This is a genomic window from Halalkalibacter krulwichiae, assembly GCF_002109385.1.
Classification (GTDB): domain Bacteria; phylum Bacillota; class Bacilli; order Bacillales; family Bacillaceae_D; genus Halalkalibacter; species Halalkalibacter krulwichiae.
Window position 1 is genome coordinate 2,992,208 of record NZ_CP020814.1, and the last position, 25,507, is coordinate 3,017,714.

Below are 25,507 nucleotides of genomic sequence, written 5' to 3' on the forward strand. Positions count from 1 at the left end.
GCATCATTGAGTGAAGAAAATGGCGACATTCTAAACGGTCAACATATATATCTTAATTTTATTTTAAGGAGTGAAAATTCAGTCCATTTAGTTTATAATATTGTTTTATACTAGAAATTTTGTTCATAACATATTTCTACTCCCAAGCATTCGATTTTTAAAACACAGGATATTGAAAGCGATTACATATAACTTTGCTTTGTTTTTTTAAAATATTCTGATTTAATTTCTTTTAATTACATCACAAAGGATGATGATAATGTGAATGATCTATATATTTCTTTAGACAATGTCTGCTCCCCTATGAATGAAAAAATCAGGGTTGAGAGAGCTTGGGAACATTTTATATTGGATAAGAACTCAGCCCCTAAAGTGCGTCATTTAACACATCAATCTTGGAAACGCTCATTACGTCATGGGGTGCACCCACTAGAAGGGAAAGCCCCTCTCATTTTATCTGAAGAGAAAATTCAAGAATATCAATCTTCTAATCCCATTTTCTCAACTATAGAACCTCTACTTATTAATTTAAATAATACAGTGAAAGATTCAGGCTATTTATTAGTTTTTTGTAATCAAAATGGTGAAATTGTGTATTTAGATGGAGTTTCATCACTTAGACAGAAAGCAGAAAATATCAACTTCATTGCTGGTACGTCATGGGCTGAACATCATGCTGGGACCAATGGAATGGGAGCAGCACTGGCTACCGGACATCCTATGCAAGTATTTGCTGGTGAACATTTCTGTCAACCAGTCCACAATTGGGTTTGTTCAGCTGCGCCTATTAAAGACCCAGCTACAAATAAGGTGCTTGGAGCTATTAATTTAACAGGTATTTGGGATACAGTACATCCTCACTCCCTTACAACTGTAATTTCTGTAGCTCAACTAGTTGAGGAAAAGCTTCTCAACCGATTAAAATTCGAACAGTTCCTCTTAATGGAGCACTATATAGAAATATCCGAAAAAAAATCAAATAAACATTTTGCTATAATTGATCGTGGCTGTAAAGTTATTAGAGCATCTCCTCTATTTTATGAAAATGGGTGGATAGACAAAAGTAATTATTTCAATGAATTAAATAAAGAAATTTTATGGAAAGAAGCTAAATATAGTTGGCAGATTGAGAAAAGAGATGGAATATGGACTTTTGAAGTCATACCTTACTTTTACCAAGAGTATCAAATAGGAGCTATACTATATGCTATTCCACCAGTCATACCTTCAAACAATACAGTGAATTCAACAAAACACTCCTTTTCAAGTATGATTGGACTATCCGATAAATTTTTATCATTTATAACAGAGGCACGCTCAGTTGCAAGTATAGATTTACCAGTATTAATTGAGGGTGAAAGTGGAACGGGAAAAGAGTTATTAGCCCAATCTATTCACTCATCAAGTCTTCGGTCTTCGGGAGCTTTTGTAGCAGTTAACTGTGGAGCAATACCAAAAGAACTTGCTGCAAGTGAATTATTCGGATATGAAGAGGGAACATTTACAGGAGGCCAAAAAGGAGGAAAGTCTGGAAAGTTTCAACTAGCTGAAGGCGGTACGATATTTTTAGATGAAATCGGAGAGATGCCATTAGATTTACAAACGATGTTATTACGGGTCCTTGAAGAAGGTGAGGTTGTTCGCCTTGGTGGAAAACAACCGATCAAGTTGAATGTTCGAGTCATTGCTGCAACGAATTGTGATTTAAAAAAGGCATGTGAAGAAGGTAAATTTCGCAAAGATCTATATTATCGGCTTAATATTCTTTCTTTGAAAGTACCTCCACTCCGTGAAAGATCAGGAGATATTCCATTAATCTTCGAGCATTTGCTAAAGAAAATTTGTATCGATTTAAGGAGGCCACCTCTTTTAATAAATGATCAAGCTTTACTTGCTTTGAAAAGATATGACTGGCCTGGAAATGTTCGTGAACTGAGAAATCTTGCCTATCAAATGGCGGTGAAGGTAAAAGGAAATGTCATTACTAGAGTTGACCTTCCAAAAGAATTGGCCGAAGAGCAAACCTTTAATTATACAGGAAATCCCATTAATCTTTCTCATTCATCTCACCAATCTTTTGTTTCAAAGAAGAAGGTACAATCACTAAAAGAGCAGGAGTTAGATACGATTCTTGCTGTATTAGATGAGCTAAATGGTAATGTAACAGAAACAGCAAAAAGACTAGGTATTCATCGAAGTACGATTTATAAGAAACTTAAAAGAAGAGATCCTACGTCCTCATCATTAAAGTAGACACAATAAATGCATTTCTTTAACCAAAAAGGAATGCATTTATTGAATTTGAGATAAACAACTATTTAGTGAAAAGGTAATGTGAAAATCAAAACTTTTTTTGGCTATAGCGAAGGGTACATAATCAACTGTTTTTAGCGCTCATCACGTATTGTCTCAACGTTCTTATTCAACTCGAAACCAAAAGTAAGCAAACACTTTTACAAATTACTCGATGGTTAAAGAGGACCATATGACGCCCGGCAAGAGTTTGGCTTAGCTACATTGTTCCTAGCGGGATTCCGTAAAAGAGAAAAAGTTGTCGCCCAAGTTCAATAATATATTTTTACCAAATGGCTTCACCTATTGGTGCCATCATCCAATTATCAATCCCGTTGTGTACCATCTTTAAGAAGTGACTACTCCCGGCCTTTCCTGCATAAATGAAACTATTTTCTACTGTGGTATCTTTGAAAATAGGCTCAACGATTCTCCATGCTTCAGGGTCTCCGCCAACATGTAGTATGCTCCATTACGTGCTCCTTCTTTCCCACCCACCAGAAGCACCAACATCCATAAAGCTTATTCCGACTTTGAGACGACTAAGCTGGACAAAAAGACTTGGCTTGCTTTCCCATCTTTTTACTTTCTACAAGGTTAATTATAAAGCGTCTAGCCACTTAGATAGGAATAGGTTGCATCTAGCTTTTAAAATACTCTTGATTAAGATAATAATAGAAATCAAGAAGAGGCAGAGTTCAATGCTTTAACTTGTTAAAATACTCCATAAACATCTGGGCAATCTGATTCAATAGGGATGTAAAAGCAGTGCTGCTTATAACGTCCTGAGTTCCATTGCCCCCACCATTGTTCTGGACATGGCCCATCTGGTCGAAAGAACCACAAAGCAAATTCAGCGGGACGATGTCTTTCCCCGTTAATAATTCGCTGGGCTAATCGTACCTCTCTTTCTCTCGCTCTTTGATAAAAATAAGGAAAATGAACTGCTTCAAATCCTCCGGGTGATTGCCAAACCATTCGTTCAATCGTATTAATATCAACAAAATCCAAACATCTTACTCGCACACGGTTGACACAAACATTTGCTACAAGTAACATACCTAATTCGCCTTCACCTTCAGCCTCTGCTCTAATTAACCTAGCAAGCAATTTCCTATCATTCGCATTTGTCTGAATAACCGCCAAATGGATCCCCCCTTTATGAAAGATTGGCAATCGCTAATCAACAAATAATATGTCGAATTGTTCAGTTTAATACATATTAAAAAATCAACATAAAGTATTTCTAAAATTAACGTCTCCTCACATAGGAAAGCATATTGCACCCATCACCTTTCAATAAATTTTCCTTCGTACTGCATATTTTGATATATTGTGGGGAAATTAGGGAAATGACAATCTATTGAAGAGGAACAAGCCATGTATTTACAAATGACTTTATTAGATGAAGTAAAAAAGAAATTACATCCTTGTGATGATCTAACTACTAGAACGTTTCCCGAACTGAATATTATCATTTTATATTTTGATCACTTAGTTGGAACACAAGAACTTGAACAAGATGTATTACAGCCCTTATCGAAAATAAGTGAAAGTGAAGTAATGGATGTATTAAATCGATTTCAATATCAAGAAGCAAAAGATACAAAGACCATTATAAAAGGAATATTAGCTGGGAATGCTGCTATTTTTTATAAAAGAAAAAACATCTATCTGATCGACCTTTACACACCAAAGACAAGGGATATAACTGCAGCTCAAATTGAAACGGCTATTGTTGGACCGCGTGAAGCATTCGTTGAATCAATTGAGATGAACTTATCCTGTATCAGAAGAAGAATTCAATCGGAAAAATTAAAAGTCCTAAACCTTCAAGTTGGATATGTAACGAATACAAAAATGAATGTAATTTATATTGAGGGAGTAACTCCTGATCATCACATTTCAGATGTGAGAGAGAAAATAAACTCTATTGAAGTGGATGGACTGCATGATTTAAATATGATCATGGAATATATTGATGAACATCCCTTCTCTTTGTTTCCACAATACTTAACGACTGAACGACCCGATGTCGCTGTTTCCAAATTATTAGAAGGAAAAGTAGTTGGATTATTGGATGGTAGCCCTTATGCTTTTAGTGCACCGACAACCTTTTGGGAGCATTTTCAATCTCCAGATGATTATAACCAACGATGGTTATTAGGAACAGCATCTAGATTTTTACGTTACATCGCCTTATTCATCACTTTGACTTTTACTGCACTATATGTATCCATTACTATGTTTCATTATGAAATGATTCCTAATGATCTTTTACTAAGCTTAATCGAATCCAGAGCAAAAGTCCCATTCCAACCTATTTACGAAGCGTTACTCATGGAATTTACGATAGAGCTATTACGAGAAGCTGGTGCGAGATTACCTACAAAGATTGGACAAACGATCGGGATTGTTGGAGGGATTGTTATTGGTACAGCAGCTGTACAAGCAGGGTTTACAAGTAATATCCTCATCGTTATTGTCGCGGTTTCTGCCATGGCATCCTATGTCGTTCCTCATATTATTATGAGTGCTTCAATAAGATTAGCCAGGTTTGGATTAATCTTTCTTGCTGGTATATTGGGGAATTTTGGATTAATGGCTGGTGTTACTTTAATCGTAATCCAAATTTCAAAATTAACAAGTTTGCATTCCTCTTACGTCATACCTACTGCTCCATTCTCAGATTGGAAAGATACATTCATAAGAGCACCATTAAAAATGATCAAAAATAAGCCAAGTCAAACGAAAGAGAAATAAATAGGAGCCATTATATGTCAGCAAAACTTCATCCCAGTTATCTCTTCTTCCTAGTCTATATGACCCAAAGTGGAATTATCATCTTTTCACTACCGCGTATAACCGCAGAGACATTCGGAACGAATGGATGGCTAGCCATACCTATCGTATCATTAGGCGTCGTTTTCCTTATTTCTTTGTACGGGTGCGTTTACCGGTGGAGCAACGATAAATCACTCTATAGCATTATTGAAGAAATGCTTCCAAAATATTCCTACAAAATTCTATACATTTTTTTTAGTTTATTTTGGACAATATTAGCTTTTACCCTAACAAAAAATTACGTATTTCTTGTCAAATCACTCTACTATCCCTTAACAAATATACATTGGTTGATGTTGATCATGACGATGCTTATTTATTTTTTTGTTACGAGTCAAATTAGTAGTATTTTTAAAGCAACGGTCATTTTGTTTTTTTTAACAGCATGGATGGTTTTGTTACCATTGGGGCTCCTTCCTGACTTTGAGCTCGTTCGGTTGACTTCCTTTATTTTTGCATTTCGTTCTAATTTATTGGAGGGAAGTATTCAAGTATACTCGGCGTTTTTAGGTTTTGAAATAATTTTTTTCTTTTTGCATTATGTTCAAAGGTCTGCTAAAACCATGAAATATATTTACTTAGGTCACCTTTACACAACGCTTGTCTATCTTATTGTTACTTTTATCAGCTATGGATTCACTAGTTTTGAACATTTGATAACTCAATCTTATCCCCTTATTGATTTATTTAGATATATTGAACTTCCTTTTATTGAGCGTTTGGATGGACTGTATTTCATGTTTTTTTTAATGAAGATCATTGTAACAGCTACCCTTTATCTTTTTGTTTCAATTGAAATGTTTCAACGGAGCATACAATCGATTAAAGCTTCATATATTCCTGTTCTTTTATGTGTCATTGGATTTATAGGCACCTACCCACTTTTCACAAAATATGATATTGATTTTTGGTTATCGAATATCGTTTATGTCCAAACTGTAATTTCCATTATACTACCAGTTATTCTAATATTATATTTACATGTAAAAAGGAGAAAAGATGATGTATAAAGTATTCTTATTCATTTTGTTTCCCTTGCTCCTTTTCACAGGATGTGATGACCATAAAGTTGTTGAAGAATTAGGCTTTATCCACACGATAGGATATGATCGAGCGGAATCTAAAGAAGATGATGGACAACTTCACGTAACCATTTCCTTCCCAATTCACGGAGCAGAAGAAGAGCGTCAGACCATCTCTTCGGTTGCTGATTCAAGTAAAGAAGCTAGTATATTTCTATCGAGACAAACAGAAAAAAAACTAGTTTCAGGTCAACTTCGCAGTGTGTTAATTGGAGAAGAACTTGCTCAAGAAGGCTTTATAGACATTATGGACACTTTAAAAAGGGACCCACGCATTGGAATAAGAGCTAAAGTGTCCATGGTTAAAGGGAAAGCCAATGACTTATTAACAAAAAAATACCCTTACTATCCAGAATTAGATAATGCTATAGTTACTTTATTAGAAAAAGAATCAAAGTTAAATACGATCCCTGACGTTAGTATATATCGTTTTACAAGAGACTATTTCGATAACGGAATCGACCCTGTTATCCCTATTATTACCATTGGAAAAGGAGGAATGCTTAGTGAAGGGGTTGCTTTATTAAGGAATGATAAATATAAAACGAGCTTAGACCCAATTAAATCGCGAATATTATTTTTATTATTAGGAGAGTTTAAAATGGGTGACCTTCCTATAAAGCTCGAAGATGAGAAAACACTATTCAATTTTTTATCAAGTAAAGCTAAGATAACTGTGAACGTAGAAAATCTTGATAACATCCACGCCTTTATTAATGTTGATTTCACAGGGTATTTAACAGAGTATATTGGAACTAGAGATTTATCTAATACTCAAGAAATCTTTGCTTTAGAAAAGGAAATTGCTACTTATTTAGAAGAAGAAGCAATTTCCATTATTTCGATTATGCAAGAAGAGAAAATTGATAACATAGGAGTTGGGAAATATATTCGCAATAAACTGACAGTAGAAAATTGGGAAACGTTAAATTGGCCAGATTCAATTACGACTGTAGACATTCAACCTCGTATAAAAGTTAAAATCTTAGACACTGGTTTAATTAAATAGAAGGAAATCAACCTTTTTTGTTTCCTTCACTTCAAAGTGATTTGATGAGCATTAATTCACACTTTATGACTTGTCTTTCATACCCATTAAACTGTCTTAAAAATAGTTGAAATTCCTTGTCCTCCTGCAATACAAAGTGTGGCTAAACCCCACTTTGCTTTTTGTTTCAGCATTGAGTGTATTAACGTTACACAAATTCTCGAACCGGTATTTCCAATGGGATGACCTAAGGCAATAGCTCCCCCGTTTATATTGACTTTGTCTTGAGGCAAATTCAATTCCTTGATAACAGCGAGGGCTTGGGCTGCAAAAGCTTCATTGAGTTCAACTAAGTCAATATCATTAATATCAATGTCAGCTAAGGTAAGTGCTTGTTTCGTTGCTTCGACTGGGCCAATTCCCATCCGGTCTGGCTTTACACCTGATACGCCCAAACTAACAATTTCAACTAACGGTTTAAGCTGATATTGCTTGACTTTTTTTTCTGATACAACAAGCAGCATCGATGCACCGTCATTTAATCCAGATGAATTCCCTGCTGTTACGGTACCATTTTCTTTAAACACAGGTTTTAGACTTTCAAGTTTTTCTAAGGTTGTTTGTCTAGGGTGTTCATCCGTGTCAAAAATGATTGGCTCGCCTTTTTTTTGTGGCACGTGAATGGGAACAATTTCCTCTTTAAATGTCTTTGATTTGATGGCAAGGTTTGCCTTTAATTGACTAACTAAAGCAAACTCATCTTGTTCCATTCGTGAAATTTGGTGATCTTCAGCCAGGTTTTCAGCTGTCATTCCCATCACAAGCTGACCGTATTTCTCAACGGGCTGTGACCCCGGCTGGCTGGATTTATTTGGGTCTAAAATCTCTGAATGACCTGATAAAAACCCATACCTTGCATTGCGGATATAGTAAGGTGCTGTGCTCATACTTTCAACACCACCAACTATATAAGCATCACCATAGCCAGATCGAATCGCTAGAAAACCATTTTGAATTGCCTGCATCCCTGAACCACATTGACGATGAACTGTGTATCCTGGTAAACGCTCTGGCAGACCCGCTTTAAGTAGTGATTGCCTAGCAATATTGGATTGATCCTGGCTTTGTTTGGCTTGCCCTATAATAACCTCATTTAATTCATCAAAAACCAATTGTTTCTCTATTAAATCTTTATAAAGAGGAAGAAGCAAATTGTCTGGTTCCATGTGCTTTAAAGTTCCTCCTAGCTTTCCAACGGCAGTCCTTTGGGCACTTACTACAAATACTCTTTCACTCATCTCAATCCCCTAAGATTTTAACAACATATTTGGACTAAGCTCGAAATGAGCATCCGTTTTTTCCTTAACCTCTTCAAGCGTTACATTTGGCATCAACTCTGCTAATTGTAGTTGGCCATCATTAAACGTAAATACAGCAAGCTCTGTAATAATGACATCTACCTTCCGAACAGATGTAATCGGATAAGAGCATTGATTAACGATTTTCGGTTCACCCGTTTTCGTCGTATGATTGGTCGTTACAATTACTTTCTTTACACCACTTAATAAGTCCATTGCCCCACCGACACCCATAATATTTTTTCCAGGAACGGCCCAGTTTGCAATGAAGCCTTGTTCATCTACTTCCAAAGCCCCTAACACTGCTACATCAACATGTCCGCCTCGAATCATAGCAAATGAATCTGAGCTACTAAAATACGAAGCTCCCACCGTTTCAGCAATTGGCAATTTCCCAGCGTTAACTAACGAAGGATCAAACTCCTCATCTGAAGGTAATTCACCCACACCCAACATCCCATTCTCTGTATGAAAAAAGACAGAAGATGTATCCACATATTTTGCGACTAGAGTCGGAATACCGATTCCAAGATTAATGATAGACTCCGGGTGAAGCTCATCAGCTGCTCGCTTAGCAATTAATTCTTGAATCTCTTTTTTTGTTGAGCGCATGCCTAGAAATCACTCCTTCTCTAGTTAAAATAAGTTCACTTGTAATAACGGCATCAACAAAAAGATGTGGAGTAATAATTTCTTCTGGCGATAATTCGCCTGCTTCCACAATTTCATCTACTTCAGCTATGACATAATCTGCTGCTGTTGCCATCATAGGGTTAAAGTTCCGAGCCGTTTTATAGTATGCTAGATTTCCCAATGTATCTGCCTTCGCAGCCTTAATAAGAGCGACATTGGCTTTTAAAGCAGGTTCGAATACATACATTTCGCCATCTATTTCTCTAGTTTCCTTTCCTATAGCGAGTTTTGTCCCTACACTTGTTTTTGTAAAATATCCTCCAATACCAGCACCACCTGCTCGAATCGATTCCGACATTGTTCCTTGTGGCATGAGTTGAGCATCTATTTTCCCTTGATTATAGGCATCTCCCACCTCACGATTACTCGTGAAATAGGAACCAACTGCTTTTTTTATCTTCCCTTGTCGTAGTAGAATCCCTAATCCTTTCCCTGGTTCACCTAAATTATTACTAATAATGGTTAAGTCTTTTACATCGTAACGAGTTAGTTCATCAATTAAAGTTAAAGGTGCTCCTACTAAGCCGAAGCCACCGACCATAATGATATCGCCTGTCTTAATCTTAGAAATAATTTCATTTGGTTTTGTGTGCTTTTTCATTTTCCTCACCACTTTCTACCTCGTTTTTCGACGGTATTTATCAACCTTATCGAGATCAAGGGTCACACCAAGCCCTGGCTTATTCGGGACATAAACTTTTTCATTTTTAAAAACGACAGGATCTTTAACAATGTCATCTGCTAACCAAACGGGACCGAACAACTCACAACCTTCCGTAAGATTTGGAAGTGTACTATATACATGCAAGCAAGCCGCTGTTCCAATTGAACTTTCTAAAGATGTTCCTCCAAAGCAAGGTATTCCCGCAGCTTCAGCAATTGCTGCTATTTTTTTCACTCGGCTCATTCCACCTGACTTATGGATTTTAAGCGAAAATATATCAACTGCATTCATTTTTGCTAACGTTAGGGCATCCTGAATCGTGCTAGCACTCTCATCGGCCATGATCGGAACTTTACCAGTCGACTTTAAGCGGCTAAGTCCCACAAAATCCCATTTAGGTAATGGTTGTTCTAGAAAATCTACATTAGCTTCGTGTAAGCAATCCATCCATCTCAATGTTGTTAGTTCATCCCATGAGCCGTTCGGATCAACTCCCGTAGTGGTTAATCCATTTAAGCCAGTTGAAACGTCTATAACCCTTTTAATATCTTCTTCTGTTGGGATGGTCCCAGCCTTCATTTTAAAATTATGATGTTCGAGCCTCTCAACCTTCTCCCGACCTTCTTGTATATCTGCTTCAATGCTACCTGCAGCTAATGCCCAACGAACAGGAATTCCGTCATGAACGACTCCTCCAAAAAAATGAGACACTGGGACATTGGCAAGTTTTCCAACAATATCATAAAGAGCCATTTCGACCGTTGCTTTTGCAAACTCATTGCCTAATACATGTCGATCTAATTTTACTAATAATTTCTCAATTTGGTGAGGATCTTCACCGATTAAAAGAGGAGTAAAATAGTGTTCAATCACAAGTTTCATTGTTTCAACACTTTCACCGCCCCACCAAATTCCTGGTGTAGTCCCTTCGCCAATTCCCGTTACGCCTTCTGTTGTATCAATTTGAATTAGTAGAAAAGGCTTTGCATTCATCTTTGCTGCTGAAAATTGATGCATCCGTTTAAGAGGAATATCGATCATGTCAGTAGAGACTGCTGTAGGACCCGCTAATAAACCTGTCGCAATCATTAAATGGAGATAATAAAAATTCTGATGGGTCAAATAAATCATCTATATTTGTATGGTGCTCTAATTTTTGACTAACTAGAAGTAGTTCAAAAGTAGAGAAATCTGTTGGTTGAAAAAGCTCATCGTCATCTAATAAATACAGACTATTTTCTTCTGCAACGTATGTAAATAACTTAGTTTTTTTTCCTAAAGAAGATAAATAATATTTATTTTTCACTAATTGCATTCGAGCCTTTTCTTCATTTAATTTAGTTTTAATCTCCACATTTATGATGTAGTCTTTTCCGAATCTCAGTAAATCAAACTCTTTATCAATTTGTGGTATTTTATAGCCTACATAAAAATATCCAAGGTATTTGCTTTCTACAGATATATTATCAGTAAAAGAAGCAATTTGGTCGATTTCATCATCTCTCATAGAAAAACTAAAAAAGTTCTGAAAAAAATTGAAATTCTCTGTCGGTAAGTCTTTATAACTACTTATCAAAGAATTTAAATCAATTGGCTTTCTCATCATTTCACCTTCAAACCAATAATCAACGGTATGGGGATACTTGACTATTGTTACTTATTTTATAGTTTCCTTTCCTATTGTCGAAAAGAAGTGTTATAAACTTTTTAAATTTCCGTACACAGCATGTAATGAAAAAGTATCTTCAATAAGATGATAAATCTGCCTTACATTTTCACATTTAATATAGCTACTTGATAGACGTTGCATGACTTCTTCACTTAATTGATTTTCATATACTCTAGATAACTCTTGAAATATTTTTTCTCCAATCTTTTGTTTCGCTTCATTGCTTAAGTCATTAAATTGAATGAGTTTGTCAAACCTATTATAGATTGGACTTCCTAGATGCTCTTCAATTTCATTTAAATTATTATAGTTAGAAGTACAAATAATTATTGATTTCTCTAAGCTTAGGCTATAATTTGGGTCTTCATAAAATCCTTCATCAAACAATTGATAAAAGGCACTATGAAAAGAAGTATGAGCTTTATCAAATTCATCTAATAAAATTACATTTGATTCCCTATCTAATAAGTCTTTGGCAAAACTCTTTTCATAATGTGCTCCTCCAAATAGGTACGTAGCAAATTGATTATTTTGATACATAGAGAACTGCTTTCTAAAAAGAGGTTCACCAATTACTTCGGAAATTAATTTTGCAGTTTCTGTTTTACCAATTCCTGATTTCCCATAAAGCAGTATAACTACAGGCTTTTTTCTATTCTTTCTTGTCAATGGGAAAAGAGCCTGCAACAGATCAAATTTCACATTCTCTTGACCAATAATTTTTGAGTCATATGTAGAATTAAGTGTTATTAAATTTTCTATAGTAATAGAAGAATAATCTTGATATTTAATTTCTGTGCTAGGATATAGCCTTTTAATCTGCTCACTAATTTGTAGAGGAGGATTGTGTAAATATATATTGCCGGAGTCAAATTTACCTAAAAAATTATTAAAATTAATTATAACGTGTTCTCGTACACCTGCATATTCATCAGAGCTTACTACAAAATTCATTATCGATGTCTGTCTACCCCCATCCCTCTTAGTACACGATACATTTGTTCTTCAAATTTTCTATACTCCATTCTATTCACCCTCATTTTTCCTTTTTTACATTCTATTTTCTATTCCACCATCTGTAATTCCTATGTAAGGTACTATTATTTTAGGGTTCAAATGATTTTAAGATCATCTAAAGCTTGGTAACGTCCTTTATTTTGCCTTGATATGAATTTCCTCTCGCCTTTTTGAATAGAATTTTTAGTGAAGAACATCGATATGAGGTGATTTTAATGTTATTCAGAAATACATTAGAGGGTAAGTCTGCTGGTGATTCTTAAAATGTAAACAGTGGTAAAACCGCAATAGTATTAAAAAGAGAAAAAGATAACAATCGGTAAAGAAAACCGCTCAGATTTTATAAATCTGAGCGGTTATAATGTCTTTTGAACTAACGCTTCTATAGTTTAATAAGTAGTATGACAATCAATTGAGATCACATAAATTAGTAAACTTCCTACTGAACTGTATCCGTCTATTACACATTCAGTCAGAAGCACCATCACCCATGTAAGAATACAAAATTATAACAAAATCAGTACGATTAATAGCTTATTTAATATGTATTACATTATCTATCTTATGAAAAATCCCCCTGTGAATCATAAGTTCACAGGGGAGGAATCTTAATTAGATAGCTGGTTTATGCTCAACTTCATTACTATTTTTCTTAATCTTTAAATGAACTTGACGAACTCTTTTTTCTTCAGCCTTCTCAATCTTCAAGATCAAGTTCTCATAAAGAAACTCTTCTCCAACTTTTGGAATTCGTTGAAATTCCTCAATTAACCAACCACCTAATGTATGGTTTGAGGTCGTTGGAGCATGAATATCAGCAAGCTGGACAAAATCATCAATCGAATAATCGGAATCAACGAGATAGCTAGAAGGTCCAACTTGTTTTACCTGATTGACACTCACATCATGTTCATCCCAAATCTCTCCGACGATCTCCTCTAATAAATCCTCTAATGTTACTAATCCTGACGTGCCACCAAATTCATCAATTACAATAGCCATATGAACTTTTTGCTTTTGTAATTCTGGGAGCAAGGATGAGATTTTCATAGATTCGACTACAAATAACGGTTTCCTAATTAATGAATGTACATCTAACTTCTCGCCCTCTTTAATATAGCCAGTTAAAAAATCACGCTCAGACAAGATTCCAATGATATTATCAATATTCCCATCATATACTGGTATTCTTGAAAAATGTTCTTTTAAGAAAACATCCTTGATTTCAGATACAGATTGGTTGATCTCAACCGCAATCATATCAGGACGTGGTTTTAAAATTTCATGAACAATAATATCATCAAATTCTAAGGAACGCTGTACCATCTCTTTTTCATTCTTACCTATAATACCTTCGTCTTCACTGATTTGTATAAGCATTTTAATTTCTTCTTCAGTGACAGATGGTGCGTTTTCTTTGTTCTTCACAAAAAAGGAAACAAGTTTTTTTATCTGTAGAAACACCCAAGTTACTGGATAGAACACTTGTATCAACAAAAATAGAATACCTGATGTTTTTAGTGCATATCCTTCAGCATATTCTTTCGCTAATGATTTCGGGATAATCTCACCAAAAATTAAAACAAGAATTGTGACTACAAATGTACTAATAAATACTCCAAGACTAGGACCAAACAACTGGATCGCAATTTGTGAAGAAAGGGTTGCGGCAGCAATGTTCACAAGGTTATTACCAACCAAAAGGGTTGAAAGCGTCTTATCAAAATTCTCAGCAATGTCTACAGCCTTCTTAGCCCCTCGCCTTCCTTCCTCCTCATAATTTCTAAGTCGGATTTTGTTAACACTTGAAAATGCAGTTTCAGCTGAGGAGAAAAATGCAGACAAACCTAATAATATAATAAATAACGCAATCAAACTCGAGGGAACATCGTCCATCTAAAAATCACACTCCATATTGTATTACTTTCATTTTATTACTATTAATTTAATTTCACTACTGTTTTTTTCAGCTCAATGTAACTTAATATATAGGCACTAAGTCCACCAGCAATAAATGCAAGGACACTTATAATAAATAAAAAACGATCACTTAATACCCCAGGATAGATAACAACAATTGAACCAATGATAAAACCGATCATTACCGCATATGTGCCAGTCTTAAACCTTGATAATAAGAACGTAATAAATCTGCTAGTAAGAACCAACCCAATTGAAATACCAGCCCCCACCGTTATAATTACAGGTATATTTAATGTGGATAAGGCATTTATAACCGTTGGATAGACACCTAAAAGTAAAAAAACAAACGATCCACTTATTCCAGGTAAGATCATCGCTGAACTGGCTATCCACCCAGCTACGAAAAGCAATACATAATCGCTCAGTCCTAGATTACTCATAATCGTAGCCATTTCATTATCTTTAACCATGATGGTTGCAGCTACTAGGCCTGCACCGAGTACAAGTAATACATAATGAATAGGGGTAAAGGATTGTTTATAATTAATGTCTTTTAACAATGTTGGAATAATTCCAATTATCAACCCAAGAAAAAAGAAAAATGTCGGTTGAGGATATTGAACTAAAAGCCATTCAACGAGATGACTAATAGTTAATAAGGCAAGTACAATCCCTATCCCAAGCGGAATTAAGAACACAACATGCTGTTTCCATCTATTTGTAAACAATCCATTTATCGCCTCTATTAGCGACTGATAGATCCCCAGTACTAACGCAATGGTTCCCCCACTAACACCTGGGATAAGATCACTGATCCCCATTGTCAGACCTTTAAAAATATTACGCCACTGAAACAAAGCTTTCTTCTCCTTTTAAGAAAATTGAAATAAATTTTTAATCTCCATTATTTTGATTTTGTCATAACTGACATAGTTGGAATAATTGAAGGTGAAATAGAGCTGATTTGCACTCGTGGAGGATTCTTGTCCTCTACTGTAATGATCGAACTCATCTGTATTTCCATTATGACAACCAATAATAAAGCTCAAAAAATTTTGTTTAACGTTGTATACAACGAAAATCGTTTCTCCTTTAGAATAAAATGTGTACAAAAAAAACCTTTACCATAAGAGGTAGAGGTCTGGCTAACAACATGTTTATGTTGCCAATAAAGCCGGGGATGTAATCCCGGAATGACGACTTTATTGTACAGCTACTCCCCTTTAAACAGGTAGTATTCGATTATTGAAATGATCATAATTCATTTTGATCCTTAAAACAACTATTTTTCCTATTTCACTTAATTTTTCATAATTAATTACTTAGTTTGTTATCATGACCTTCTACCCTTATCTTCATTATCCTTCTATCTTCTGCCTCAGTCACAATTAATTTTATACTGTCATATATAAACTCTTCGCCCACAGTAGGAACATAATCAAACTCCTCTGTCATCCAACCGCCAAGAGTATAATTCCGACTGTCTGGCAATTCAACTTGAACCAACCTTGCAAAATCATCTAAAGGAAAATCTCCATGTATTTCAAATTTATTTGTACCAAGTTCTGTCACTTCTTTTGTTTTCTCATCATGTTCATCCCAAATCTCTCCGACTAATTCTTCAAGAATATCTTCGAGAGTAACAATGCCTGACGTGCCACCAAATTCATCAATCACAATCGCCATATGTACCCAATTCTTTTGAAGCATTGGTAAAAGCGTAGCTATGCCCAAAGTTTCCACAACAAATAATGGTTTGCGAATTAACTTTCTTACATCCATATCTTTGTTTGTAACAAGTTGGGAAAGAAAATCTCTTTCAGAAAGAACTCCTATTATATTATCAATTGAATCTTCGTATACTGGCACTCTAGAAAACCTTTCTCTTATTAATATTGTAGTTATCTCATCAATTGACATTTTGATATTAATCGCAACAAGGTCTGTACGTGGAGTTAAAACCTCAACTACTTTTGTATCATTAAAGTCTAAGCTATTATGAAGAAGTTCCCTTTCATTCGGTTCAATCACACCTTCTTCTTGACCGATTGTAAACATTTCTTTTAACTCTTCTTCCGTAACAGATGGAATTCCCTCTGATTTCGATACGAATTTTGTTATAACGTGTTTTAGCTTAACGAGCAACCAAGTTAAGGGGGAAAAAAGTTTCATGAGCAAAAGCAATAAAGCTGAGATTTTTAACGCTAGAGGTTCAGCATTCTCCTTTGCTAATGATTTGGGAAGCACTTCTCCAAAGACAAGGATAAGAACAGTCATGACAATCGTGCTAATAAGTAGCGCTGTATTACCACCAAATAAGACAGTAGCAACCTGTGCAGCAGTATTTTTTTTAAAAAAGCAGATGAAATCAGATCCGCTTCTTCCTATAACGTTAATTATGTTTAGTTTAAATATAGGGATATTCATTTTGGCTTGTAGGATAAGAAAAAACAAAAAAAGTAAAACAAATTAATAATTCTTCAAGAGAATTTCACCTCCAATAAACTCAACCGATATGGTCGCTTTTTCATCATCAAGTTCATTCATCCATTTCGGTGTCATTAATTCTGCTACCTCTAGCTTTAGATGCTCTGTGACAATAAATTGATTATTGTAGACTCGCTTTAATAACTCTAATCCCCTTCTTAGCTCACCTATATCTTCTCCATTCATTTTTATCCCCCTTCTTCTTTCTTTCCTCGTATAAATTTACTTACATCAGAAGTGTCTACCTCTCCAGGCGCTATCGAAAACAAAGTAGTGTCCACCATTCTGATCATCTTTTTCATCTATTTTATCCTATTCTTCTTTAACTTTTTTTTCGTATTTAAGCCACGCTTGACGATCTTCAATTTTTTCAGCCGTTGCTACTAAGCAATTTTCGAGAATCATATTGACAGCTGTATCTTCCATTCTGATGATTTCGATGCACCTAATACTTTTTTCGCTGAGAGTGGTCTTCATATAAAAAACCTTCCTTTGTTTTCAGATGGTGGTATGAATGCTTTAACCCGTTCTTCAGCTGTCTCTAATAACTCAATAGCTTCGTTCTTGTACCTCGAATGAAATCACATCGTCAGTGTACCTCATTAAAGCGTGTACTTCATCATGTCTATTTTCTCGTCATCGTTTAAAAAGTTTTTTACAGTTGCCATATAAGACTGTTTATTATGAACAAAAATCACGAAAAAAATAATCTCGACATTCAAGTCATATTCTTCGTAAATAACTGGTGCCAAGTTTGGTGCCCATTTCTAAAAATTTGTTGATACTACGTAAGATTCTATATCACATACCTTATTACATAGCACGTTACAGCACTTGATGGTACTACAAAACACATACCACCAAGAACTTCAAAACCTTGGGAGGTGCGTGCCATCTCCGGTAGGTTCGATTCCTACACATTCTCGCCAAAAACGCCTATTTATCAAGTGTTGAACTTTATTACTAATACATATTTCTTATATTGAATTTCCCCCACGGTCTTTTGGATATTATGAATTTATGCCACGACCAACACCTCCTTCCATATTACACAACAGGAAGTCTCTTTAACTGCTTGCGTTGGTCAAGTGGCTTTTCAATATTTTATCCTTAAGACAGAACAATTTAAATAATAGGATTTAGGATTTGAAAAATAGGAAAGGGTTCTTGTAGTTGTAACAAATGGATCTGACTTTGATGATAGGGAAACACGATAACTGCTCCAACGCGTTGAGGGTCAGGGACGCGGAACCTGTCCCCCTCAAACCGGCAACTTAACCTCAACCGTCGTCCCGTAATTCTCCTTACTCTTTACTGTGATACTCCCATTATGTTGCTGAATAATTCTAAAGCATAACATTAACCCTAAACCCGTTCCTTTTTCTTTGTTACTATAGAACGGTTCACCCAATCGTTGTAGACGTTCTTCACTTATTCCGATCCCATTATCACTAATTTTTATCAGAATATTTCCCTCTTCTACACTGGCTTGTATTTCGACAAAACCACTACCGGAAATTGCTTCAATACTGTTTTTCACTATATTAATAAAAACTTGTTTGATTTGGTTTATATCACACATAATTTGTGGAAGGTTTTGTTTATACTCTTGAATCATTTGTACATTTCTTAAATTCATTTCTGATTTAAGCAATGTCTCAACATCTTTGAGAATTGATGTTACATCAGCCTTTTTCACTTGAATTTCTTGTGGTTTCGCAAGGGTAAGAAATTCTTTTAGTATTTCTTCAATACGGACAAATTCAGTAAAAATGATTTCAAAGAATTCATTTTTAATAATTCCTTGTTGGAATAGCTGAACAAATCCCTTTATTGATGTAAGAGGATTTCTAATTTCATGGGCAACACCTGCAGCAAGCTCACCAACAACTGATAATTTCTCTGATTTTGAAAGCTGCTCTTCTGCTTTCCTTTTTTCTGTAATGTCTCTCCCCACTATAAGAACATGTTCTGGTTCACCGTTTTCCCCAATCACAGGGGTTCCAACACCTTCAAATAATACTGCTTCCCCATTTGAGTTTACCAAATAAGTTTCCATCTGAGATGAAGACAAAGTATTTATTACTTGTTCAAATCTCGTCATTACGCTTTGTTTGTCTTCAGAATGTATGATATCAAACGAGCTTTCACCGATATATGACTTTAATGGGAAACCAAGTACGTTACCAAGGGAAGGGGATGCATACAAAATCATTCCATTCATGTCCAATAACAGAATGATGTCTGTCATATTTTCTGCGATAAGACGATATTTAGACTCGCTTTCTCTCATTGCTTTCTCTGCTTTTTTTCGAGATGTTATATCAATACAAGAACCAATGACTTGGATTATTTCTCCCCCTTTTTAATGGGGCGTAACGTAGCTAAATAATGAATTCCATTTAGCTCATTCTCATAAGTAACAAATTCTTCTCCTTCCCAAGCCCTTTTATAGTAAGCTGTTTTTTCAATGGCTTTTTCATTAGGAAGAAATTCACCTAACTCCTTCCCTATCACTTGAAAAGGAATCATTCCAAAACGATACAATAGTTCGCCATCACAGAGTGTATGAATGAATTGTTCATTGATTTTTTTATATTTAAATGTCATACCTTGTTGTAAACGAATCGTATCTTGTAACTCTTTTTTCGCTTTTTCCACTAATTCTTCCATCCACATTTGTTCGTTAACATCTCTAGGGATTCCATGTTCTCCAACAATTTGTTGAATATCAAAACGTTTTTCTTCTAATTCATTTGCTGTTAGCGCTTTACTTAAGAAAAATCCTTGACCTTCATCACATAAATGCTGTTGTAGAAACACAAGTTGCTCCTTTGTTTCAATCCCTTCTGCCACTACATTCAAACTTAAATTATGAGCCATTGAGATGATCGTTTTAACAATCGTTTCATCGTTTGGGTTGTTACGTAGTTCACTCACAAACGACTGATCAATCTTTAACGTATCAACAGGGAAATTCTTTAAGTAGCTTAACGAACTGAACCCTGTCCCAAAATCATCAATGCTTATACGAACACCCAGCTTTTTAAGTTGCTGTAACATAAAAATGGTACGTTCAATATCAGCTGTCATACTTTCCGTAATCTCAATTTCTAAATATTGAGGTTCAAGTCCTACTTTTTCAAGAGCGGTTGTAATCGTGTTAATCAAATTAAATTGATTAAACTGGATGGCTGATATATTGACAGACATAACCGTTGAGAAACCTTGTTGTTGCCATGTTTTATTTTGTTGACAAGCAGCATTCAAAACCCATTCTCCAATCGGTATAATTAACCCTGATTCTTCAGCAATGGGAATAAAGGTTCCAGGTGAAACCAACCCCAACTCTGGATGCTCCCAGCGGATTAAAGCCTCCACACCAACTATTTCCCCAGTATGTAAATTGATTTTAGGTTGATAGTATAGTAATAACTGATCTTGTTCTATAGCCTTGTGAAGAGCTAGCTCCATTTTTAAAGGGGCAATACTTCCTTCCTTTTCATTAGCAGAGTAGAGTTTACATTGGTTTCTACCTGCTTTTTTGGCTTGACGCATGGCAAAATCTGCATGTTTCACTAACAATTCTACACTTTGTCCATCGTTAGGAAACTGACTTATTCCAATACTGAGTGAAATTTGCAATTCAAGATTTTTTATAAAAAAAGGACGAGAAAAAGAATCAATGATTCGCTCAGTAGTAGATAAAATTCCACTTTCATCTAAGCCTTCCAAAGCCACAAGAAACTCATCTCCAGAGTACCGAGCAAGAAAACCCAATGGATTCACAATTTGTTTTAGACACTCTGACGTTTGCTTTAATAATAGATCACCTATTTTATGACCAAATGTATCATTTACTTTTTTGAATTTATTCATATCTATAAATAAAACAGCAATCGAACGATCAAGAGATTGTACCTTTTGAGTTAATGTTTCATTAAAATAATAACGATTAGGTATTCCAGTTAACCCATCATAATTCGCTAGATAATACATTTTTTGATACTCTTGCTTTTGTTTCGTAATATCTCGAAAAAACACAGATAGGCGTTCTTCAGAAGGAAAAGCCCTTATTTCATACCATCTATCGTTAAAATACTCTTCAAATTCTACAGGTTCTTGATCTAATAATGATCTTTTATATCGTTTCACAAAATTATGAATATCACAATGCGGTAAGGCATCATAAATATATTGTCCAATCACATGTTCATGTTTAATTTGCAACAGTCGTTCTGTCACATTATTGATGTATTCAAATTTCAAGTCTTCACTTAAGGAATAAAACGCATCTGATATTTTCTCCAAAATATCGTGAGTATTGTATATATTACTCAAGAGGAATCTCCTTTCAAACAGTACCTATTATTTAATCAAAGTATAACACTTGAATAGAATTTAATTGCAATAGCAGTATGGGGAAATATAAAAGTTTCTATGCGTGAAAAGTTTACATCTGAAAGATTTTAATGAGTCTAGAGTTTCAATCCCGAGAACCCACTCACACGGACTTAAGAGCATGTAGCGGCTTCGAGGTTGTTCAAGAAGCTAACCCCCTTTTGTATTAAAACTAACTTGGCCAGAAGGCAATACTAAAGTAAGCCCTCTATCCCTTTTTTTTTTAAGAACCTAAATAAGTAGTAATATATAAATTATTTATGCTGCTTGTTGGTCAGATGCTGCTACGGTGTAACCTTTCTTTTTTAGGTATTCGATTATCTTTTGTTCTTTGTCTGGTTGCTTGTGGTGAACGTATTTAGGGCCTAGTTCCTCATACGGCTCTCCTGTTTTTAAGATATTGTAAGCGATGGTCAAAATGAAGTGAGCGGAAGCGACTCGTGCTTTCATTTTTCCTTGTCGTTTCGTAATTCTTTTGCGATGTGCTGTAATTCGATTATGTTGTCTCGTTGTGGCTAATGCACATTGTACGGCCATTGATCTTAACGCTTTGTTACCTGACGTGGTTTTGCTTGTTTTTTTACCAGCACTCTCATCTTGTGAATACGATTTCGTTCAGAGGTGAAGGGAATGAATAAGTTTTTTTCGGTAGCGAGTGAGATCTCGTAAAACTCGGATATTTTCTGGTGGAACAAAGTTACTTTCTATGAGGCCAGACCATAATAGTTTGGCGAGCCATAGTTTAAAAACTAAGACCATTACCTCCTCCACTTCTCATAAAGTGGAGGATAGTGCCTTTATTTTTGTTTCAACATTTTATTTAACTCTTTTTTACTTTCTCTACTAACTAAAATGTATAGAATATCGCCTTTTTTAATTTCAGTTTCCCCATATGGTGTAATAAGTTCGTTTTCTCTAATAATTGCATTAATCAGAACATCCTTAGGAAAATCAATGGTGGCTAACGGCTTATTCGTAATTTTTGTTTCTTCACTCACTTCAAACTCGAGAATCTCAGCATTTGCTTTGCCAATAGAGACGAGTTCTAGAGAATGGGGTGGTTCAATCTTTTTAGGCCCAGTAAGCCCAAGTTTTTTGGCAAACAGGGGAATGGTCGAGCCTTGAACTAAGGCAGAAATTAACACAACGAAAAAGACAACATTAAAGAACAACTGACTATTTTCTAATCCAGCAATCATCGGGAATGTTGCTAAAACAATTGGGACTGCTCCTCTTAGTCCAGCCCACGATAAGAATAGTCTTTCTTTCAGGTCATATCCCATCTTAATCGTTGAAAGGAATACAGCTACAGGCCTAGCAATTAACACCAGGATAAGGGACAATAGTAAACCTCTGATAATAACGTCGAGTGTATATAATTGAGAAGGAAATACTAGTAGACCTAATATTGTAAACATTAATATTTGAGCAATCCAGGCGAATCCTTCGTTAAATCTGAAAATTGATTGACGATATGTTAAGTCCGAGTTACCGACCACTAGCGCTGCAACATATACGGCCAACAACCCACTAGCACCAATAATATCCGTTAAACTATAGGTTAATAACGCAAAAGCCAGTGCAAAAACAGGATATAAGCCACTCGAATCTAGATTTATTCGATTAATGGCAAAGGTCGCTAACTTCCCTAAAAGAAGTCCTACCAATAAGCCTATGCCCATTTGCCAGAAGAACGAACCTACTAATAATAAGTAAGATTGGTTGTCGTTTAGGATCAACTCAATGACGGAAATAGTTAAAAACATGGCCATTGGATCATTGGAACCTGATTCAGCTTCGAGCGTAGCACCTAGCCTCGCTCGGATATTTTGACCTTTTAAAACGGCGAAAACCGCAGCAGCATCTGTAGAGCCGACAATCGCACCAAACAGTAACCCTTCAAGCCACGTAACCTCTAATATTAATTTTGCCGCAACCGCTACGATAACAGTAGTTAGGATTACACCAAATGTTGCAAGAGAAAGGGCTGGTTTTGTTACGGATTTAACCGTTGCCCATTTAGTCTGAAGCCCCCTTCAAATAGAATGATAATAAGAGCGAATATACCAATTAATTGTGCCACTTGAGGACTATCAAAATGAATTATTCCTAAACCATCACTTCCCGTCAACATCCCTACTAGAATAAAAAGGATAAGAGCTGGTACTCCGAGACGAGAAGAAAACTTTGTCGTTAAAACCCCCACGATTAAAAGGAGGGCACTGAGTAGAATAAAATAATCATTATAAGATTGATCAAACAAAATAGAGCCTTCTTTCTATTATAAATTCACATCTATTTTAATATGCTGTTCTTCATTCTGATCTATGCCGATATAGCGAAGTGTTTCGTTTAGGATCGTATGGTTATAGACCGATTTAAGTATAGATATTGCAATTCCTTTGCGGTAAGCATGGTAACCAAACGTTTTCCGAAGTGTATGTGTCCCCATATTTCCTAAAACTCCGACTCCCTTAGCAGCATTATTAATAATACGGTAAGCTTGCTGACGAGTGATAGGCTGATTAACCTTTTTTGATTTGAACAGATAATCATCATCTTTAAGATCTTGGTTATGTAAATAATTATTCAATGCTGTTTTCACTTTCGTATTTAAATAGTGAAATTTCTTATCGGAACTTTTATCATCCCACAAGCAAAGAAACTCTTTAGGGCTCCCTTCCTTCCATACATCTCCTACCTTGAGCGTTAATAAATCACTAATTCTTATTCCTGTGTTTATCCCGAGTACAAAGAGTAAAAGATCTCTCTCTGATTTAACCTTCAGTTTCTCTTTTATCTCATTTATTTTCACGACATCTTTTATGGGTTGAACATACTCCAATAACTCCCACCTCACCCAATGTTACTTAATATACACCTATTTTAAATTTAGTAACATAATACTGTCAAAAGATTTGAATCATTATAATTATCCAAAAGAATCAAAAGTTCTTGAAAACAACCTTTTTCATCGCGCTAAATTGTTTGTCGTGGTATAGAATGAGATGAGCTTATTCCCTCACCTCATGAAAAATGAAGTGTTAGTTACTTAGAAAATCATTTATACAACATAAACTAAACCGTTTGGAATTTAACCTCCAAACGGTTTAGTTCTATTAGCACTACATGGAACTGAACTGGACTTGCTTCAGCAATGCGAGCAGACCTTGCATTAACTTATGGAATAACTATATTAAAAAACTTGATGGTTACTAAAGAATGATTCAACATTATGAAGCAATATAACTGGTTAGAACCCCCCTCTTGTACCTAATAGGAAAGATCGCAAAAGATACATAATCATTAAATTGCACCTCCCGATTATTGGAGGTGTTTTATATTTGTTTGAAATTTTTCTCATTCAACAAGGGTTGCGTTAGCTTAAGTGCATCTTTTCACAAAGTCACATAAAAGTGAAGACATTTATTGCGCAGTATCCGTCAAATACGAAGAAGAGACGATTAACAAATAAACGCAATCGTCTCCGTAATTTTGCAACAGTATGGATGTACTGTTCATAATTCTTTAATTTTTCTCCTAATCATAAACTGATATAATTTACTTAAAAATCAGTTTATGAGGCCCATTTTATGAAACCACGAGTTACTGTAATTACTTTAGGTGTAGATAATTTAGAAAAATCTTTGGTTTTTTATCGTGATGGTCTTGGTCTTCCCACAGAAGGCATAGTCGGTGAAGAATTTGAAAATGGCGCAGTTGCTTTTTTTGAATTACAACTTGGATTAAAACTTGCCATTTGGAATCGAAAAGATATCGCTCATGAAGCAAAAGTTACCTTATCTGCACCAAGCACTACCGAATTTACATTAGGTCACAATGTTAATAGTAAAGCCGAAGTTGATGATATTATGGAACAAGCAAAACAGGCGGGAGCAACTATAACTGATCCCGCTCACGACACTTTTTGGGGTGGATATTCAGGTCACTTTCAAGACCCAGATGGTCACTTATGGGAAGTTGTTTGGAATCCTCATTGGGATACAATTGAGTAATTCGATTTTGGAAGAGCTGGTAATCACCGGCTTTTTTGCTACGCAGTAAGAGTCAAATACGACAAAACGACCA

General features: G+C 35.4%; 22 protein-coding genes and 3 pseudogenes. 5 read left to right on the plus strand and 20 right to left on the minus strand.

Annotation, left to right across the window (positions count from 1 at the left end; translation table 11 throughout):
- Window positions 1-261 precede the first annotated feature (261 nt).
- Window positions 262-2,253 carry a sigma-54-dependent Fis family transcriptional regulator gene (locus tag BkAM31D_RS15025; RefSeq protein ID WP_066160724.1) on the plus strand — a complete coding sequence of 664 codons (1,992 nt, stop codon included), beginning with the start codon at window positions 262-264 and terminating at the stop codon, window positions 2,251-2,253.
- 337 nt (window positions 2,254-2,590) lie between these two features.
- On the opposite strand, the pseudogene BkAM31D_RS24445 reads toward BkAM31D_RS15025, so the two are convergent.
- Window positions 2,591-2,827: pseudogene (locus tag BkAM31D_RS24445) on the minus strand (NAD(P)-binding domain-containing protein); the annotation flags it as partial.
- Window positions 2,828-3,006: 179 nt separating this feature from the next.
- Window positions 3,007-3,438: a cell wall hydrolase gene (locus BkAM31D_RS15030; protein ID WP_066160721.1), complete on the minus strand. Its 432-nt coding sequence runs from the start codon at window positions 3,436-3,438 to the stop codon at window positions 3,007-3,009.
- 234 nt (window positions 3,439-3,672) lie between these two features.
- On the opposite strand from BkAM31D_RS15030, the gene BkAM31D_RS15035 reads away from it, so the two are divergent.
- Genes BkAM31D_RS15035 through BkAM31D_RS15045 form a run of 3 tightly spaced genes read left to right on the plus strand, consistent with a single transcriptional unit; the run spans window position 3,673 to window position 7,227 of the window.
- A complete protein-coding gene (locus BkAM31D_RS15035) occupies window positions 3,673-5,055 on the plus strand; it encodes a spore germination protein (RefSeq protein ID WP_066160718.1) in 1,383 nt (460 codons plus the stop codon).
- Between the two features lie 59 nt (window positions 5,056-5,114).
- Window positions 5,115-6,146, plus strand: coding sequence for a GerAB/ArcD/ProY family transporter (locus tag BkAM31D_RS15040; protein ID WP_235820572.1), 1,032 nt, complete (start codon window positions 5,115-5,117; stop codon window positions 6,144-6,146).
- On the plus strand, window positions 6,136-7,227 hold the full coding sequence (locus BkAM31D_RS15045) for a Ger(x)C family spore germination protein (RefSeq protein WP_084372528.1): 1,092 nt from the start codon (window positions 6,136-6,138) through the stop codon (window positions 7,225-7,227). Before BkAM31D_RS15040 ends, BkAM31D_RS15045 begins: the two co-directional genes overlap by 11 nt.
- 86 nt (window positions 7,228-7,313) lie before the next feature.
- Here the strand turns inward: BkAM31D_RS15045 and BkAM31D_RS15050 are convergent, their stop codons facing one another.
- The 18 genes and pseudogenes from BkAM31D_RS15050 to BkAM31D_RS15120 all read right to left on the minus strand — a co-directional run bounded on the left by BkAM31D_RS15050 (window position 7,314) and on the right by BkAM31D_RS15120 (window position 24,263).
- Complete coding sequence (locus BkAM31D_RS15050) at window positions 7,314-8,504, minus strand: thiolase family protein (RefSeq protein ID WP_066160706.1); 1,191 nt, start codon at window positions 8,502-8,504, stop codon at window positions 7,314-7,316.
- A 9-nt stretch (window positions 8,505-8,513) separates the two neighbouring features.
- The gene (locus BkAM31D_RS15055) at window positions 8,514-9,176 is read right to left on the minus strand and encodes a 3-oxoacid CoA-transferase subunit B (protein ID WP_066160702.1); all 663 of its coding nucleotides are present in this window, start codon (window positions 9,174-9,176) and stop codon (window positions 8,514-8,516) included.
- Window positions 9,136-9,858, minus strand: a complete 723-nt coding sequence (locus BkAM31D_RS15060; RefSeq protein WP_066160698.1) for a CoA transferase subunit A — start codon at window positions 9,856-9,858, stop codon at window positions 9,136-9,138. Before BkAM31D_RS15060 ends, BkAM31D_RS15055 begins: the two co-directional genes overlap by 41 nt.
- A gap of 15 nt (window positions 9,859-9,873) precedes the next feature.
- Window positions 9,874-11,043 carry a muconate/chloromuconate family cycloisomerase gene (locus BkAM31D_RS15065; RefSeq protein WP_180319879.1) on the minus strand — a complete coding sequence of 390 codons (1,170 nt, stop codon included), beginning with the start codon at window positions 11,041-11,043 and terminating at the stop codon, window positions 9,874-9,876.
- The gene (locus BkAM31D_RS15070; RefSeq protein WP_157076931.1) at window positions 10,964-11,527 is read right to left on the minus strand and encodes a hypothetical protein; all 564 of its coding nucleotides are present in this window, start codon (window positions 11,525-11,527) and stop codon (window positions 10,964-10,966) included. The genes BkAM31D_RS15065 and BkAM31D_RS15070 overlap by 80 nt, the downstream gene beginning before the upstream one ends.
- Window positions 11,528-11,617: 90 nt before the next feature.
- Window positions 11,618-12,544 (minus strand): AAA family ATPase, encoded by a 927-nt coding sequence (locus BkAM31D_RS15075; RefSeq protein ID WP_084372524.1) that lies wholly within the window; start codon window positions 12,542-12,544, stop codon window positions 11,618-11,620.
- A 675-nt stretch (window positions 12,545-13,219) separates the two neighbouring features.
- Entirely contained in the window at window positions 13,220-14,503 is a 1,284-nt protein-coding gene (locus BkAM31D_RS15080; RefSeq protein ID WP_066160691.1) for a hemolysin family protein, read from the minus strand.
- A gap of 44 nt (window positions 14,504-14,547) precedes the next feature.
- The gene (locus BkAM31D_RS15085) at window positions 14,548-15,387 is read right to left on the minus strand and encodes a DUF368 domain-containing protein (RefSeq protein WP_084372522.1); all 840 of its coding nucleotides are present in this window, start codon (window positions 15,385-15,387) and stop codon (window positions 14,548-14,550) included.
- A 457-nt stretch (window positions 15,388-15,844) separates the two neighbouring features.
- Window positions 15,845-16,957, minus strand: a complete 1,113-nt coding sequence (locus BkAM31D_RS15090) for a hemolysin family protein (RefSeq protein WP_084372530.1) — start codon at window positions 16,955-16,957, stop codon at window positions 15,845-15,847.
- Window positions 16,958-16,999: 42 nt separating this feature from the next.
- Complete coding sequence (locus BkAM31D_RS15095) at window positions 17,000-17,203, minus strand: hypothetical protein (protein ID WP_066160689.1); 204 nt, start codon at window positions 17,201-17,203, stop codon at window positions 17,000-17,002.
- A 126-nt stretch (window positions 17,204-17,329) separates the two neighbouring features.
- Window positions 17,330-17,494 carry a hypothetical protein gene (locus tag BkAM31D_RS23640; RefSeq protein WP_157076930.1) on the minus strand — a complete coding sequence of 55 codons (165 nt, stop codon included), beginning with the start codon at window positions 17,492-17,494 and terminating at the stop codon, window positions 17,330-17,332.
- A gap of 125 nt (window positions 17,495-17,619) precedes the next feature.
- Window positions 17,620-17,769, minus strand: a complete 150-nt coding sequence (locus tag BkAM31D_RS23645; RefSeq protein WP_157108290.1) for a hypothetical protein — start codon at window positions 17,767-17,769, stop codon at window positions 17,620-17,622.
- Window positions 17,770-18,278: 509 nt separating this feature from the next.
- Complete coding sequence (locus BkAM31D_RS15100) at window positions 18,279-19,310, minus strand: ATP-binding protein (protein ID WP_085449805.1); 1,032 nt, start codon at window positions 19,308-19,310, stop codon at window positions 18,279-18,281.
- Between the two features lie 56 nt (window positions 19,311-19,366).
- Entirely contained in the window at window positions 19,367-21,358 is a 1,992-nt protein-coding gene (locus BkAM31D_RS15105) for a putative bifunctional diguanylate cyclase/phosphodiesterase (RefSeq protein ID WP_085449806.1), read from the minus strand.
- A gap of 318 nt (window positions 21,359-21,676) precedes the next feature.
- A complete protein-coding gene (locus BkAM31D_RS15110) occupies window positions 21,677-21,955 on the minus strand; it encodes a hypothetical protein (protein WP_066160684.1) in 279 nt (92 codons plus the stop codon).
- Between the two features lie 56 nt (window positions 21,956-22,011).
- Window positions 22,012-22,156, minus strand: a pseudogene (locus tag BkAM31D_RS24965) (IS110 family transposase); the annotation flags it as partial.
- Between the two features lie 59 nt (window positions 22,157-22,215).
- Window positions 22,216-23,624: pseudogene (locus BkAM31D_RS15115) on the minus strand (potassium/proton antiporter).
- Between the two features lie 75 nt (window positions 23,625-23,699).
- Entirely contained in the window at window positions 23,700-24,263 is a 564-nt protein-coding gene (locus BkAM31D_RS15120; RefSeq protein ID WP_066160678.1) for a tyrosine-type recombinase/integrase, read from the minus strand.
- Between the two features lie 748 nt (window positions 24,264-25,011).
- Between BkAM31D_RS15120 and BkAM31D_RS15125 the strand changes: the two genes are divergently transcribed.
- On the plus strand, window positions 25,012-25,434 hold the full coding sequence (locus BkAM31D_RS15125; RefSeq protein ID WP_066160675.1) for a VOC family protein: 423 nt from the start codon (window positions 25,012-25,014) through the stop codon (window positions 25,432-25,434).
- Window positions 25,435-25,507 lie beyond the last annotated feature (73 nt).

Excerpts from the sequence above, each read along its gene's own strand:
- BkAM31D_RS15035 (WP_066160718.1), top strand. The coding sequence starts at position 3,673 with ATGTATTTACAAATGACTTTATTAGATGAAGTAAAAAAGAAATTACAT.
- BkAM31D_RS15040 (WP_235820572.1), top strand. The coding sequence starts at position 5,115 with ATGACCCAAAGTGGAATTATCATCTTTTCACTACCGCGTATAACCGCA.
- BkAM31D_RS15045 (WP_084372528.1), top strand. The coding sequence starts at position 6,136 with ATGATGTATAAAGTATTCTTATTCATTTTGTTTCCCTTGCTCCTTTTC.
- BkAM31D_RS15050 (WP_066160706.1), bottom strand. The coding sequence starts at position 8,504 with ATGAGTGAAAGAGTATTTGTAGTAAGTGCCCAAAGGACTGCCGTTGGA.
- BkAM31D_RS15055 (WP_066160702.1), bottom strand. The coding sequence starts at position 9,176 with ATGCGCTCAACAAAAAAAGAGATTCAAGAATTAATTGCTAAGCGAGCA.
- BkAM31D_RS15060 (WP_066160698.1), bottom strand. The coding sequence starts at position 9,858 with ATGAAAAAGCACACAAAACCAAATGAAATTATTTCTAAGATTAAGACA.
- BkAM31D_RS15070 (WP_157076931.1), bottom strand. The coding sequence starts at position 11,527 with ATGATGAGAAAGCCAATTGATTTAAATTCTTTGATAAGTAGTTATAAA.
- BkAM31D_RS15075 (WP_084372524.1), bottom strand. The coding sequence starts at position 12,544 with ATGAATTTTGTAGTAAGCTCTGATGAATATGCAGGTGTACGAGAACAC.
- BkAM31D_RS15080 (WP_066160691.1), bottom strand. The coding sequence starts at position 14,503 with ATGGACGATGTTCCCTCGAGTTTGATTGCGTTATTTATTATATTATTA.
- BkAM31D_RS15090 (WP_084372530.1), bottom strand. The coding sequence starts at position 16,957 with ATGAATATCCCTATATTTAAACTAAACATAATTAACGTTATAGGAAGA.
- BkAM31D_RS15095 (WP_066160689.1), bottom strand. The coding sequence starts at position 17,203 with ATGAATGGAGAAGATATAGGTGAGCTAAGAAGGGGATTAGAGTTATTA.
- BkAM31D_RS23640 (WP_157076930.1), bottom strand. The coding sequence starts at position 17,494 with ATGAAGACCACTCTCAGCGAAAAAAGTATTAGGTGCATCGAAATCATC.
- BkAM31D_RS15100 (WP_085449805.1), bottom strand. The coding sequence starts at position 19,310 with ATGAGAGAAAGCGAGTCTAAATATCGTCTTATCGCAGAAAATATGACA.
- BkAM31D_RS15110 (WP_066160684.1), bottom strand. The coding sequence starts at position 21,955 with ATGGCCGTACAATGTGCATTAGCCACAACGAGACAACATAATCGAATT.
- BkAM31D_RS15125 (WP_066160675.1), top strand. The coding sequence starts at position 25,012 with ATGAAACCACGAGTTACTGTAATTACTTTAGGTGTAGATAATTTAGAA.